We start from the raw sequence: 13,705 nt of genomic DNA on the forward strand, positions 1-13,705 counted from the left end.
GCCTATCCACGGGCGACCCCCACGCGCTGTATTTCCCACTCCAGCATGATGCCCGAATGATCCTTCACCCGTCGGCGCACTTCTTCGCCGAGGGCCTCGATGTCGGCAGCGCTGGCACTGCCCAGGTTCAGGAGGAAGTTGCAGTGTTTCTCCGACACCTGGGCATCGCCGATCCTGAGCCCGCGACAGCCGGCTTCGTCGATCAATTTCCACGCCTTCGTCCCTGGCGGGTTCTTGAAGGTGGACCCGCCAGTCCTGGAGCGAAGCGGCTGCGAAGCCTCCCGCTCCGCCGCGATCCGGTCCATTTCCGCCTGAATTGCCGCCGGATCGTCGATGTGCCCGCGGAAAGTCGCGCCGACGACGACAGCGCCCTGCGGCAGCTCGCTATTCCGATAGCTATAGCCGAGTTCCTCGAGGCCGAGGGTGATGAGCTGGCCGGAGCGCGTCACGATTTGGCAGTCGACAAGGATATCCTTGACCTCGCGTCCATAGGCGCCGCCGTTCATCCGAACGAATCCGCCCACCGTTCCGGGAATGGAACGCAGGAACTCCAGGCCGCCAATGCCGGAGTCTCGCGCTGTCGAGGAAACGAGGATCCCGCTCGCGCCTCCACCGCAACGAAGCGTCGTGGAATCGAGCCTCTCGACCTTCGCGAATGGCTTGCCGAGACGCACGACAACGCCGGGCACACCGCCGTCACGCACGATCAAGTTGGAGCCCAAGCCCAAACCCATGACCGGCACGACGGGATCGAGGCTAGCGACGAAATCCGACAGGTCGTCGACGTCCTTGGGTTCGAACAGCCACTGCGCGGGGCCACCCGCCTTGAACCAGACGAGGGGAGCCAGCGGCCCCTGCTCGGTGAGACGGCCGCGCACTCGGGGCAGGTCCGCCACCGGGCTCATTTGTTCAGCCTCGCCTGGCGAATGCCATCGGCCATTCCGGCCGCCCACTTGGTGATGTCGCCGGCGCCGAGGCAGATGATCATGTCGCCGCGAGCGGCGATATCCCGAAGCCGGCGACAGGCGTCTTCGGCGCTCTCGACGGTGCAGACCGCGCGGTGGCCGCGCTCCTTCAGCCCCTCCACCAGAGCGGCATGATCGACGCCTTCGATCGGCTCTTCGCCGGCGGCGTAAACGGGTGCCACCATCACGATATCGGCATCGTTGAATGCGCCCTGGAACTCGTCCATGAGGCTGTGAAGACGGGTGTAACGATGCGGCTGAACAAGCGCGATCACCCGTCCCTTCGCGCCCTCGCGCGCTGCCGAGAGAACAGCCCTGATCTCGACCGGGTGGTGGCCGTAATCGTCGATGATGACCGCACCGTCCACTTCGCCGACGCGAGTGAAACGGCGCTTGACGCCGTGGAATCGCTCGAAGCCACGGGCGATGACCTCATCCGCAATGCCGAGCTCGGCCGCGACTCCGATCGCCGCAAGCGCATTCTGGACATTGTGCCGTCCCGGCATCGGCAGTTCGATTCCGGAAATCGTCCGGGCCTCGCCCGAACGATCGCGGATCGACACGTCGAACCGATTCCCCCCCAGAATCGGAGTGACATTGTCGCCGCGCACGTCGGCCTGCGCGGCAAAGCCGTAGGTGACGACCCGCCGGTCCCTCAGACGAGGGATGATCGACTGGACTTCAGGATGGTCGACGCAGAGCAGGGCGGCACCGTAGAACGGCACATTCTCGACGAATTCGACGAAGGCGTCCTTGACGGCGTCGAAGCTGCCATAATGATCGAGATGTTCGGGATCGATGTTGGTCACCACCGCGATCGTTCCGTCGAGGCGGAGAAAACTCCCGTCGCTCTCGTCGGCTTCAACGACCATCCAGTCCGAGCTTCCGAGCCGGGCATTCGAGCCGTAGGCGTTGATGATTCCGCCGTTGATGACCGTGGGATCGATCCCACCGGCGTCGAGCAGAGCCGCGACCATCGAGGTCGTCGTCGTTTTTCCGTGGGTCCCGGCAACGGCGATGGTCGACTTGAGGCGCATCAGCTCGGCCAGCATTTCGGCTCTGCGGACCACCGGAATACGCCGCTCGTAGGCCGCCTGGACCTCCGGATTGTCCTTCTTCACGGCGGTCGAGATGACGACCACTGCGGCGTCGCCGAGATTTTCCGCCTTGTGGCCGATCGAGATCGGGATGCCGCGCTGCCGCAGACCCTCCACCACATAGCTCTCGGCCATGTCCGACCCCTGCACGTCATAGCCGAGAATGTGCATCACCTCGGCAATTCCGGACATGCCGATGCCGCCGATTCCAACGAAGTGGATCGTTCCGATCTCGGTTCCGACTCCCCTCATGCCGGCACCCCGTTGGGAACGTTGGGCTGCAGGATGGAATCGCGCACGAACTGCGGGTCGGCGCCCGGATGGCGGGCGATCCGCTCGACCAGATCGGCGAGCGCCTTGGCGGCTTCGGGCTTGCCGACGGCCTTGGCCCGAGCGGCGGCGTTGGCGAGTGCCTCGGGATCGAGGGCGAGCTTCTGCATCTGCTTGGCGAGCTCGACTGGAGTGAAGCGCGACTGCGGGATCATCCGGGCACCGCCGGCCTTCGCCATCTCTCTCGCATTGGCCGTCTGGTGGTCGTCGGTGGCGGAAGGCAGAGGCACGAGAATGGCCGGCCGGCCAGCGGCCGTCAGTTCGGCAATGGTCGACGCGCCCGCGCGGCCGATCACGAGATGCGCCCAGGCAAGTCGTTCCGGAAGGTCCGGCAAATAGGTGGCGAGGTCGGCCGGAATCCCGAGCTCGGCGTAGCGCGCCCTGACCTGATCGATATCTTCGGCACGGCACTGTTGGGTCACCTGCAGGCGCCGCCGAAAGTGTTCCGGCAACAGGCCCAGGCCTTCGGGAACCACGTCCGAGAGAATTGAAGCGCCCTGACTGCCGCCCGTCACCAGCAGACGGAAGATGCCGTCATCGGCAAGCGGCGGAAACGGCTGCTCGCCGATGGCGACGACTTCATCGCGAACGGGATTGCCCACGAACTCCACCCGGTCGCGGGCGCCGCCCGGCAGTCTTTCGACGTGCGGATAAGCCGTGGCAATGGCATCGACCTTTGCCGCGACAAGCCGGTTCACCCGGCCCAGCACGGCATTCTGCTCGTGGATGGCCGTGGGAATCCGGTCGCGGCGAGCGGCCAGGAGAGCGGGAAAGGCCGGATAGCCGCCGAAGCCGACGACCGCCGAAGGCTTGAACGTCTCGTACAGCCGAAGAGCCATCGCCCGGCCGGTGAGGATGCTTCGCGCGGCCCGAAACCAGCCGATCGGGCCGCCGGCCAGCCGTCCGGCGGGAAGCACATGGACCTGAACCCTGTCGAACAGCCCGGGAATGCGTGAGCCGCGATCGTCGGTGATCAAGGCCACACGATGACCGCGCAGCAGCAGCTCCTCGGCAAGCGCATGGGCGGGCATCATGTGACCGCCCGTTCCGCCGGCGGCGAGCACATAGTGGCGGGACATGCTCATTTCGGGCCGCTCCACTTCACCACATAAGGGGAGCGATGAAGGTAGGGGTTGCGACGACTGAAGGCGAGGAGCAGTCCGAAGCCGATCGACAATGCGACCATGGACGATCCGCCGTAGGAGATGAAAGGCAGCGTCATGCCCTTGGAGGGCGCGAGATGGACGTTGACGGCCATGTTGATGAGGGCTTGGAGCCCGAACTGCCCCACCAGGCCCGCAGTGGCCAAGACCAGGAACCGATCTTCCTCGTGCAGCAGGCGGATCAGCACCCGGGCAACGATCGTGATGTAAAGCAGCGCGATGGCGAGACAGGCGATGATCCCGAATTCCTCGCCGATGACCGAGTAGATATAGTCGGTATGCGGCTCGGGCAGAGTGAACTTGCGCGTACCGGCACCCGGACCGGCGCCGAACAGGCCGCCCGCCGTCAGCGTTCGCAGCGCCGCTTCGACCTGATAATTGTCACCCTCCGCGAAGAGGAAGCCATCGATCCTGACCCTTGCGACATCGTAGAAGAAATAGGCCAGAACGATGGCGGCGAGCCCGGCGACACCGAGAGCGCCGAGGATCCGAAGCGACGCGCCCGACAAGGCTAGGAGCATCACCCACGCCGCGACGAAGATGATCGTTTCGCCGAAATTGGGCTGCTGCATCAGGAGCATGGCGATCACGCCGGTAATCAGGCCGGTAAGCGGCACCACCGGCAGCGTTGGATCCTTGTCCTTCAACGAGAGCAGCCAGGCGATGGTGACGATGTAGAGCGGCTTGAGGAATTCCGATGGCTGGAACTGGGTGAAGCCGACTCCCAGCCAGCGACGGGCCCCGTTCACTTCCTGGCCAATGATCGGCACAAGAAAGAGCAAGGCGGTAAAAACGGCTGTGCCAAGGATCGACAGGCGCCGCGCCTTCGACTTGGGAAGCATCGACACGGCAATCATTACCGGGACGGCCAGCATGATCCAGACGAGCTGCCGGTAGAAATAGTGCAATGGAGCGAAGCTCATGCCCGCGCCCGAATAACGGGTCGCCGCGGCCGGCGACGCCGCCGCCACCGCGATCAGGCCGATGGAAATCAGCACCGCGACCAGGATCAGGAGGACCTTGTCGATCTCCCAGAACCAGCGGCCGATCGCACTTCGATCGGATCGGCCGAGGCGGGCCGACTTCGCCGCCGCCACCGGTCCAGCACCCATGCCTGCCACGCTCATCCCAATGCCTCCACCGCGGCTCGAAACGCTTCACCGCGCGCCTCATAATCCCTGAACTGGTCGAACGAGGCGCAAGCGGGGGAAAGCAGAACCACTTCTCCGGGCGCCGCTGCACGAGCCGCGCACCTCACCGCCTCGACGAGCAATTCGCATTGCTTTACAGGGACTTTGCCCTCAAGCAAGCGGGCAAACATAGGACCGGCCTCGCCGATCGTGTAGGCAGCGCGAACATGATCGAGATGCTGCTCGCAAGGACCGAGATCCTCGCCCTTGGGGAGGCCGCCCAAAATCCAGTGCACATTCGGAAAGGCGGCCAAGGCCGGCGCCGCAGAATCCGGATTCGTCGCCTTGCTGTCGTTGACGAACAGGACTCCGGACTTCTCGCCGACCGGCTCCATCCGATGCGGCAGCCCGCGGAAAGTGCCGAGCGCATCCAGGACCTTGTCACGCTCGATCCCCAGCGCGAGGGCGGCACGCACGGCGACGGCGGCATTGGCCAGGTTGTGCGGCCCTGACAGCGAATCGGACAGCCGGCACTCGATGTCTCGGCGCCCGACCGGGTCGGGATATTCCCTTGAACGAAGGCTCAGCATGCCGCCACGGAAGATATTGGTGAGGCTGCGCACGCCCGGTTCACGCTCGTCCCAGACGGCAAACCCGTCAGAGTCCTGCATGGCAAACAGGCGTGCTTTCGAGCGCTCATAGGCTTCGAAGCCGTCATATCTGTCGAGATGATCGGGCGTGACGTTGGTCAGGACCGCGACGTCGCAGGCAAGGCTATGGGTGAGATCAATCTGATAGGAGCTCAGCTCCAGCACGTAGACGCCATCTTCCGGCAGCGGCTCCTGGCCCATGATGGGATAGCCGATATTGCCAGCCATGGTGGCGGGGCGCCCTGCACATCGGACGATGTGGCAGATGAGGGCCGTGGTCGTCGACTTGCCGTTGGTGCCGGTCACTCCAATCACCTGGTGCGGCGGCAGGGTGGCCCGCGCCTGAGCGAACAGCTCGATGTCGCCGATGATCGGCACGCCTGAAGCCCTCGCCTTCTCGGCAATCGGATGACGGTTGAGCGGCACGCCCGGTGAGACGACCACACCGTCATAGCCGGTCAGATCGGCGCTGAGCAGGTCGCCGATCTCCGCCTTGCCGGCGACGGCAGCTCGAGCCTCCTCGCGATTGTCCCAGGCAAGTACCTTGGCGCCGCTCGCCACCAGAGCCTCGACACTGGTCAGGCCCGAACGGGCGAGGCCGAGCACCGCGAAGCGTTTGCCAGTGAAGGCAGGGCTCGTGATCACCGCAGTTTCAGAGTCGACAGGCCGGCAAGGGCGAGGACGAAGCTGATGATCCAGAAACGGATCACCACTGTCGGTTCGGACCAGCCGAGCTGTTCGAAATGGTGATGGATCGGCGCCATCCGGAAAACGCGCTTGCCGGTACGCTTGTAAACGAAGACCTGGATGATCACGCTCATCGCCTCGACGACGAACAATCCGCCGATGATGCCGAGGACGATCTCGTGCCGGGTCGCCACTGCAATCGCGCCGAGCGCTCCGCCCAGAGCCAGGCTGCCCGTATCCCCCATGAAGACCGCTGCCGGCGGCGCGTTGAACCACAGGAAGGCCAGGCCCGCGCCCACGATCGCCGAGCAGAGCACCGTCAGATCGCCAACTCCGAGGACAAACGGGATCCCCAGATACTGGGAATAGATGGCATTGCCGACGAGATAGGAGATCAGCAGAAACGCCAGACTGGCGATGATCACCGGCATGGTGGCGAGCCCGTCGAGCCCATCCGTCAGGTTCACCGCATTGCCGAACGCCACGACGACGAAGGCGGCAAAGGCGATGTAGAATGGCCCGAGATCGATAACCGGGCCATTGTAGAAGGGGATGTAGATCTCGGTTCCCGCACCCCAGGTGATGATGGCGCAGCCGACCGCTGCCACGGCAAACTCGGCAATCAGTCGCGTTCGACCTGAAACCCCCTTGTGATGGCGCTTCTTCACCTTGTCGTAATCGTCGAGGAAGCCGATGAGTCCGAAGCCGACGGTGATGAACAGACAGGCCCACAGATAGCGATTGGAGAAATCCATCCACAGCAGCATCGATACGGTGAGCGAGGTCAGGATCATCAGCCCGCCCATCGTCGGCGTACCCCGCTTGGCGAGATGGGATTGGGGGCCATCGTCGCGGATCGGCTGCCCCTTGCCCTGTCGGACTCGAAGCCAGCCGATGAAGCGGGGCCCGATCAGCAGGCCGAGAAGGAGCGCCGTTGCGGTCGCCCCGCCGGCGCGGAAGGTGATGTAACGGAAGAGGTTGAGAAGCCCGGGAAAACCCAGCTGTTCGGCGATCCAGAGAAACATCAGTCCACCCCGCCCGAAAGCGCCTCCACGACGGCGGCCAGTCCAATCGAATTGGAACCCTTGACGAGCACGACGTCGCCAGGCCCGATCACCTCGCGGGCGACCGTCAGGGCCTCGGCCGCGTCCGCGACATGGGTCACCTCCACCGTTCCAACAAGCGCCTGCGCGAGCGCTTCCATCTCTTCGCCGACCAGGATTGCACGGTCGACCCGTGCCGCGCGGACCGGATCGGCCAGAGCGGCGTGAAACTGCTCGGTCTCGGCCCCGAGCTCGCGCATCGCACCAAGCACGGCGATTCGGCGACCCGTCACCTGTTCCTCGCCGAGCACGCGCAAGGTCGCGGCCATCGAAGCGGGGTTGGCATTGTAGCTCTCGTCAATGATCAGAGCCTCGCCGCTCCCCGCGGCGGCGCGCAGCCGCTCGCCTCGGCCCTTGATCCCGCCCAGTTCGGCCAGCGCCAGCCCAGCCGCGGCAAGGTCTCCGCCGACCGCTTCGACGGCGGCGATCACCGCCAGCGCGTTGGTCACCCAATGCTCGCCGGGCTGCGCGATGGTGAAGCTAAGCTGACCTTTGGGAAGCAAAGCGGTCACCATCGTCCCGCCGGCAGGGGCTCGCAGAGCGTAGGCCGCCCGGACGTCCGCTCCGTCGCCGAGGCCGAAGGTGACGATGTTCGCGGCATAGGGCCGCGCCGCCGCGATCAGCCGGTCGCGGTGTCGACTGTCAAAGGGCACGATCGCGGTCCCGCCCGGTTCCAATCCCTGGAAGATCTCGCCCTTGGCGTCGGCGATGCCCTCCTCGCTGGAGAAGAATTCGCGATGCGCGGAGGCGATCGCGGTGATTACCGCGACGTGGGGGCGCACCAGCCGGGTCAGCGCCGCGAGCTCCCCGGCCTGGCTCATCCCCATTTCGAACACGCCGAAACGCGTTTCGCGGCCCATCCGAGCAAGGCTCAAGGGCACTCCGGTATGATTGTTGTAGCTCTTCACGGAGCGATGGGCCTGGTCCGGAGCGGCGCGGTCGAGCGCCGCGTACAAAGCCTCCTTTGTGCTGGTCTTGCCAACCGAACCCGTAACTCCGATCACTCGAGCCTTGGCACGGGCGCGCGAAGTACGCCCAAGCTCGTTGAGAGCAGCGGTCGTGTCCGCCACGCGTACGTGCGGTCCCTGGATCTCCTCGGACACCAAAGCACCGGCGGCGCCGGACGCGAAGGCCTGTTCGACGAAGCGATGCCCGTCGGTCGTTTCGCCCTTCATCGCCACGAACAGGTCGCCGGGACCGATCTCCCGCGAGTCGAAGGCAACGCCGCCGGCTTCGAAGTCCCCGTTCACCCTTCCGCCCGTTGCGGCGGCGATCTCCCCGGCGGTCCAGAGCGGGGTCATGCTGCACACTCCCGTGCAACGCTGACGTCGTCGAACGGCAGAATCGAGTCGCCGATGATCTGGCCCTGCTCATGGCCCTTGCCGGCGAGCAGGATGATGTCGCCCGCTCTGGCTTCCGCGACAGCCTTCTGGATCGCTTCCCTTCGCCCCGCCACCTCGAGCGCTTTCGGCGCACCTTCGAGAATGTTGCGGCGAATGACGGCGGGATCCTCGCTACGCGGATTGTCGTCCGTGACAATGACGAGGTCGGCCAACCGGGCCGCGACCGCGCCCATCTCGGCACGCTTGCCGACATCCCGATCGCCGCCAGCGCCGAAGACGATGATCAGTCGTCCTGGCGTGTGCGGCCGAAGCGCGTCGATCGCTGACTCGATCGCATCGGGAGTGTGGGCATAGTCCACGTAGATCGGGGCTCCCTCGCGAGTGATCACGGCCCGCTCGAGCCGCCCGCGAACCGGGTGGACCCGGGAAAGATTGGCCAGTGTTTCTTGGAGACCACCGCCGCTGGCGATGACCAGCCCGGCGGCCGTCAGCGCGTTGGCGGCCTGATAGGCTCCGATCAGCGACAAACTCACCTGATGAATCTTGCCGCCCGCTTCGATCGTCAGCTTCTGACCCAATTCGGTCGTCTGCCGGTCGACCAGCTTGAGCGCCTCGCCGAGCCTGCCGACGGTCATCACCTTCAGGCCGCGCCGCCGCGCCCTTCGCGCCACCTCTTCCGATTTCGGATCGTCGGTCCAGATCACAGCGGTGCCGTCGGGCTCGACCACTTCTTCGAACAACCGCATCTTCGCCTCGAAATAGGCGTCCATCGTGCCGTGATAATCGAGATGATCGCGGCTGAAATTGGTGAAGGCGGCAGCTCGAACGGGCAAACCCTCGGTTCGATACTGGGCGAGTCCGTGGCTGGATGCTTCGAATGCCGCATGGGTGATCCCCATCCGCTTGAGGCCGGCCATGTTCGACAGAAAGGTGACGATATCCGGGGTCGTCAGACCGGTCGTCACCTGGTCGTCGGCGGTTGTCACCCCCAGAGTTCCAATGCTGGCGGAAGGGTGGCCCGACATTCGCCAGAGCTGACGGCAGAGCTCGACATTGGAGGTCTTGCCGTTTGTCCCTGTGACCGCGACCACGATTTCCGGAAAGGGCTGGAAGAATTGTGCCGCAAGCCTTGCAAACTCCCGCCGCGGTTCATCAGCGACGATGTGGGCAGCCCTCTCGACCTTGGCCTGGGGCCGAGCCACAACCGCAATCGCTCCAGCGTCGACCGCCGCCGGAATGAAATCCTCACCGTTGAAGCGTGCGCCATTGAACGCGCCGAAGACCGTTCCTGGAGCGACTTTCCGATGGTCGATGGCGAAGCCGGTGACGGTGGGTCCGTCCTCACTTCCGGTCAGCGTGCCCAGGCGCATCACTGTCCCCGGTCGTCGGCGACGAGGGGCACCAGCTGCGAAGTGTCGATGTCGCGGCTGTCGTCCGGGATCACCCCGAGCAGCGGTCCGGTGCGCGAGATCACTCGCGAGACCACCGGTGCCGCCGTCCAGGCGGCAGTGGTCAGAAAGAAAGTTTCCTGATTGCCTCGGGGAGCGTCCATCATGACGAGCACCACATAGCGCGGCGAGTCCATCGGGAAAGCGGCTGCGAAGGTGGAAACATTGACTCGTCGCGAATAACCGCCGCCTGCCGCAACTTTCTCCGCGGTTCCGGTCTTGCCGCCGACCCGAAAACCGGGCGCCTCTCCGCGCCGGCCCGTGCCGTGCTGAACGATCATGCGCAGAAGCTGGCGCATCCGAAAACTGGTTTCCGGCGAATAGACCCTTCGCCCCTGCGGCGCGCGCCCGGGAGGAACGCGGAGCAAGGTCGCCGGGCGCCACACTCCCCCGTTGACCAGCGCCGCATAGGCGCTTGCAAGATGGAGCGGAGTGACGGCGACACCGTGGCCGAAGCCGCTGGTGAGAACGGTCGCTCGGCTCCACTCGCGCGGCCAGAGGGTGCGGGTACGTTCGCGCAGCTCGATATGGGCAGGTTCGTGGAAGCCCAGCGCCCGGAAGGCGGCCTGCATTCGCTCGGGTCCCATCTCGTCGGCGATGCGGGCCGTGGCGATGTTCGAGGAGTGAACAAGAAGCTCGGGAACGGTGATCGAGCGGCCAAGCGGGTGGTCGTCGCTGATCCGGAAGCGACCGATCGCCACCGGCGAGGCCGCGTCCCAGCGCTGGGCCATGGAGGTAACGACCCCTGCTTCCATCGCCGCGGCAACGGTGATCGGCTTGAAGACCGAGCCGAGCTCGTAAACCCCCATCGTCGCGCGATTGTAAAGAGCGCTCGAATCGGAGCGGCCGGCGGCATTGGGGTTGAAGGTCGGGGCGGAAGCCATGGCGACGATCTCGCCGGTATGGACGTCCAGCACGATCCCGGTGCCGCCTTCCGCCTGAAGCGAGCTTACGGCGGCACCCAGCTCCGATTCCATGGCAGCCTGGACTCGGCTGTCGATCGACAGGGCGAGCGGCTGGGCCCGAGTCGTCGGGTCCGTCAGCCGATCCTCCATCACCCGCTCGATTCCGGCAACGCCACGGCCGTCAAAGTCGGTCCAGCCGAGAATGTGGCCCGCCATGGCGGTCTGCGGATAGAGCCGCTCCGGCTCGCGGTTGAAGACGATTCCGGGCTCGCCGAGTGCGTTCACCGCCGCGACCAGCTCAGGCACGGCGCGGCGGGCAAGGTAACGATAATTGCTGTCGGCGCTGAGGATTTGTCGGTATTCGGCGACGCTGCGTTCGGGCATCAGCTCGTTCAGCCTTACCGCCAGTTCGTTTCGGTCGCCGATGATCCGGCGCGGATGAACGCCGATCGTCCACGCGTCGATCGTCCTTGCGAGCGTGACTCCGTTACGGTCGACGATGTCCGCGCGCGGCGGGATCAACGGATTGACCAGAGCCGACGTCCCGGAGCGATCCGTAGAAACCTGGAGATAGCCCAGCCGAAGCACGATCAGCGCGGTCACGCCGGCAAACAGCAGCAGCATCAGCATCAGCCGCTGGTAAGTCAGGGTCAGGGCTTCCGGGCTCTCTCCATGGGCTGCCGGGCGTTGAAGTTGCGCGGCGATTGTTGCCATCAGTTGCGCTGGCCTCCGGAATCCTCGGCTCGCGCCTCTTCGCGAAGCTCACGCAGTGTCTGTTCGCCGATCAGGCTCGAAGAACGCGCCTGAACCGCCGATCGGACCGGCGCAGGAGCGACTTCCGCGGGAAGCTGGAGACTGGCCCGGCGCAGGAGCGGCTGAGCCGGGGCTGGCGGCGGATTCTCCACTGCGGCGGTTCGGACCCTCGGCGCCTGAGCAGAAGGCACAGCGGGCCCATCCGTCGTGGCCGAAGCCATGCGCACCTGACGTCGATTGTCCAGGGCATCACCCTGGACGTCGAATCGCGCGAGACTGACGCTGCTCTCCAGGAACTGATCCGCCACCGGCGCGGACAGCGCCAGCACCTCGGCATTCCACTGCTCGAGCTGCGAAAGGCGACCGCGCGTCGCGAGTTCGGTCTGAAGCGCCCGGATCGACTGCTGAGTGGCAACGATCCGCCGTTCGACACTCGCCAGCTCCGCGCGTTCAGCGGCGACCTGAAGCGACAGCATATAGCAGCAGAGGGCCGCGGTTCCCACGGCGCCTACCCATGCGACAGGCTTGAAGCCCCTGGCGATCATTCTCGACTTCCTTCCGGTCTGCCGGACCAGGCCGGCGCAGATGTTCGTCGCGCCGCCCGCAATGTGGCGGACCGGGCGCGGGGATTGGCGGCGATCTCGGCCTCGCCCGGGCGAACGGGCCTTGCGACCGCCTCGAAACTTGGGACCGGACCGATTTCTCTGGGAGCCGGCAGGTGCCGCGAAGCCGAAGGCAGCGCACCGCTGCGCGCCCTCAGGAAACGCTTAACGATCCGATCCTCGAGGCTATGGAATGTGACGACGGCTAGGCGGCCGCCCGGCTTCAATACCTGTTCTGCGGCCGCCAGCCCGCCCTCGAGCTCCTGAAGCTCCTCGTTTATGTAGATTCGAATGGCCTGAAAGGTTCGCGTTGCCGGATCTTTCTTTACCCCCGGATGGTGGCCCGCCGCCCGGCGGACGATCTCGGCAAGCTGGCTCGTTCGCTCGATCGGGCGCCCGGCGACGATCGCTCGGGCGATCCGGCGAGCCTTCGGCTCCTCGCCATAATGAAAGAGGACGTCGGCGATTTCACCTTCGTCCGCCTGGTTGAGAAACTCGGCGGCGCTTCGTCCCTCCTGGGACATGCGCATGTCGACCGGGCCATCCGCCGCGAAGGAGAATCCGCGCTCCGGTTGATCGAGCTGCATCGACGAGACGCCGATGTCGAGAGTCACGCCGTCGACGGCTTCAACGCCGCGGGCGGCCAGCGCCTGACGCATCCGGGAAAAACGCTCCGGAACTAGCGTCAGGCGCCCCCCGCTCGAGGCGACCAGCGCTTCGCCGCATCGGATCGCATCGGGATCACGATCGAAGGCGAAAACGCGGGCCGCCCCTCTTTCGAGAATGGCCTGGGAATAGCCGCCTGCGCCGAAGGTGCCGTCGACATGGGTCTCGCCGGGGGCAACGGCGAGAGCGTCAACGACTTCGTCGCGCAGCACGGGAATGTGCGGTGGGTTGATTGCAGCCGGGCTCACGCCGCGAGCCCCTTCTCTTCGAGGCGATAGGCCGCGATCTCGCGCAGATCCTCGTCGCCACTTTCGAGCGCTCGCCTGGGGTTCCAGAGCTCGAAAGTCTCGCCGGCACCGATGAACAGGGCAAGATCCTCGATCTGGGCCAGCTTGCGCATCACCGGGGGCAGGATGATTCGGCCGCTGGTGTCGTAGGGGGCGGACTCGGTGAGGCCGAAGGTGCGGCGAGCGCGGCTGTAATGTGCACGAACGTCGACTCCGCGCTCTTCGTCGCGCAGGCGGCGACGGCGGACGTCTTCCAGGAGAGTCGCCTTGTAGGCCGAATCGTAGCCGACGAGGCAGGGTTCCGTTTCGTGCTTGCCCAGGACGATCAGCTTTTCCGGCGAACGGCGCTCGACGATCGAACGCACGAAGGACGGCACGGAGAGACGCCCCTTGGCGTCTACCGCGTTGAGCGCGCTCCCATTGAAGAGGTGCTCGAGTTCCAACTCAGGTCCGTCCCCAAACGCAGACCTTCCCTGTTCACCGGTGCGCGTCGACGCGCCGGCGTGGTGTCGCGGCTGAACAGGAAATGCCCCTAACTAGGCCTCGGTGGATAACCCAAAGACCTTGGGATTGGAA

12 protein-coding genes are annotated in these 13,705 nt (G+C 65.4%); all 12 read right to left on the minus strand.

All coding sequences use genetic code 11. The features are described from left to right. Positions 1-2: 2 nt before the first annotated feature. The 12 genes from murB to ACRYLT_RS02260 are packed head-to-tail and all read right to left on the minus strand — an operon-like array spanning position 3 to position 13,572. The gene (murB, locus tag ACRYLT_RS02205; protein ID WP_482662477.1) at positions 3-905 is read right to left on the minus strand and encodes a UDP-N-acetylmuramate dehydrogenase; all 903 of its coding nucleotides are present in this window, start codon (positions 903-905) and stop codon (positions 3-5) included. Then, entirely contained in the window at positions 902-2,314 is a 1,413-nt protein-coding gene (gene murC, locus ACRYLT_RS02210) for a UDP-N-acetylmuramate--L-alanine ligase (RefSeq protein ID WP_482662478.1), read from the minus strand. Before murC ends, murB begins: the two co-directional genes overlap by 4 nt. Then, the gene (gene murG / locus ACRYLT_RS02215; RefSeq protein WP_482662479.1) at positions 2,311-3,477 is read right to left on the minus strand and encodes an undecaprenyldiphospho-muramoylpentapeptide beta-N-acetylglucosaminyltransferase; all 1,167 of its coding nucleotides are present in this window, start codon (positions 3,475-3,477) and stop codon (positions 2,311-2,313) included. The genes murC and murG overlap by 4 nt, the downstream gene beginning before the upstream one ends. Next, positions 3,474-4,682 (minus strand): FtsW/RodA/SpoVE family cell cycle protein, encoded by a 1,209-nt coding sequence (locus ACRYLT_RS02220; RefSeq protein WP_482662480.1) that lies wholly within the window; start codon positions 4,680-4,682, stop codon positions 3,474-3,476. The genes murG and ACRYLT_RS02220 overlap by 4 nt, the downstream gene beginning before the upstream one ends. Continuing rightward, entirely contained in the window at positions 4,679-5,980 is a 1,302-nt protein-coding gene (murD, locus tag ACRYLT_RS02225; RefSeq protein WP_482662481.1) for a UDP-N-acetylmuramoyl-L-alanine--D-glutamate ligase, read from the minus strand. Before murD ends, ACRYLT_RS02220 begins: the two co-directional genes overlap by 4 nt. Next, complete coding sequence (gene mraY / locus ACRYLT_RS02230; protein WP_482662482.1) at positions 5,977-7,047, minus strand: phospho-N-acetylmuramoyl-pentapeptide-transferase; 1,071 nt, start codon at positions 7,045-7,047, stop codon at positions 5,977-5,979. Before mraY ends, murD begins: the two co-directional genes overlap by 4 nt. Beyond that, a complete protein-coding gene (locus ACRYLT_RS02235) occupies positions 7,047-8,426 on the minus strand; it encodes a UDP-N-acetylmuramoyl-tripeptide--D-alanyl-D-alanine ligase (RefSeq protein WP_482662483.1) in 1,380 nt (459 codons plus the stop codon). The genes mraY and ACRYLT_RS02235 overlap by 1 nt, the downstream gene beginning before the upstream one ends. Beyond that, complete coding sequence (locus tag ACRYLT_RS02240; protein WP_482662484.1) at positions 8,423-9,838, minus strand: UDP-N-acetylmuramoyl-L-alanyl-D-glutamate--2,6-diaminopimelate ligase; 1,416 nt, start codon at positions 9,836-9,838, stop codon at positions 8,423-8,425. The genes ACRYLT_RS02235 and ACRYLT_RS02240 overlap by 4 nt, the downstream gene beginning before the upstream one ends. Further along, entirely contained in the window at positions 9,838-11,535 is a 1,698-nt protein-coding gene (locus ACRYLT_RS02245; protein WP_482662485.1) for a peptidoglycan D,D-transpeptidase FtsI family protein, read from the minus strand. The genes ACRYLT_RS02240 and ACRYLT_RS02245 overlap by 1 nt, the downstream gene beginning before the upstream one ends. Continuing rightward, the gene (locus ACRYLT_RS02250) at positions 11,535-12,119 is read right to left on the minus strand and encodes a hypothetical protein (RefSeq protein ID WP_482662486.1); all 585 of its coding nucleotides are present in this window, start codon (positions 12,117-12,119) and stop codon (positions 11,535-11,537) included. Before ACRYLT_RS02250 ends, ACRYLT_RS02245 begins: the two co-directional genes overlap by 1 nt. Beyond that, positions 12,116-13,090 (minus strand): 16S rRNA (cytosine(1402)-N(4))-methyltransferase RsmH, encoded by a 975-nt coding sequence (gene rsmH / locus ACRYLT_RS02255; protein ID WP_482662487.1) that lies wholly within the window; start codon positions 13,088-13,090, stop codon positions 12,116-12,118. Before rsmH ends, ACRYLT_RS02250 begins: the two co-directional genes overlap by 4 nt. Continuing rightward, positions 13,087-13,572: a division/cell wall cluster transcriptional repressor MraZ gene (locus tag ACRYLT_RS02260; protein ID WP_482662488.1), complete on the minus strand. Its 486-nt coding sequence runs from the start codon at positions 13,570-13,572 to the stop codon at positions 13,087-13,089. The genes rsmH and ACRYLT_RS02260 overlap by 4 nt, the downstream gene beginning before the upstream one ends. Positions 13,573-13,705: the final 133 nt, after the last annotated feature.

Source organism: Sphingosinicella sp. SM1-17 (assembly GCF_056821765.1).

Excerpts from the sequence above, each read along its gene's own strand:
- murG (WP_482662479.1), bottom strand. The coding sequence starts at position 3,477 with ATGAGCATGTCCCGCCACTATGTGCTCGCCGCCGGCGGAACGGGCGGT.
- mraY (WP_482662482.1), bottom strand. The coding sequence starts at position 7,047 with ATGTTTCTCTGGATCGCCGAACAGCTGGGTTTTCCCGGGCTTCTCAAC.
- ACRYLT_RS02235 (WP_482662483.1), bottom strand. The coding sequence starts at position 8,426 with ATGACCCCGCTCTGGACCGCCGGGGAGATCGCCGCCGCAACGGGCGGA.
- ACRYLT_RS02220 (WP_482662480.1), bottom strand. The coding sequence starts at position 4,682 with ATGAGCGTGGCAGGCATGGGTGCTGGACCGGTGGCGGCGGCGAAGTCG.
- murB (WP_482662477.1), bottom strand. The coding sequence starts at position 905 with ATGAGCCCGGTGGCGGACCTGCCCCGAGTGCGCGGCCGTCTCACCGAG.
- murC (WP_482662478.1), bottom strand. The coding sequence starts at position 2,314 with ATGAGGGGAGTCGGAACCGAGATCGGAACGATCCACTTCGTTGGAATC.
- ACRYLT_RS02250 (WP_482662486.1), bottom strand. The coding sequence starts at position 12,119 with ATGATCGCCAGGGGCTTCAAGCCTGTCGCATGGGTAGGCGCCGTGGGA.
- ACRYLT_RS02245 (WP_482662485.1), bottom strand. The coding sequence starts at position 11,535 with ATGGCAACAATCGCCGCGCAACTTCAACGCCCGGCAGCCCATGGAGAG.
- ACRYLT_RS02240 (WP_482662484.1), bottom strand. The coding sequence starts at position 9,838 with ATGCGCCTGGGCACGCTGACCGGAAGTGAGGACGGACCCACCGTCACC.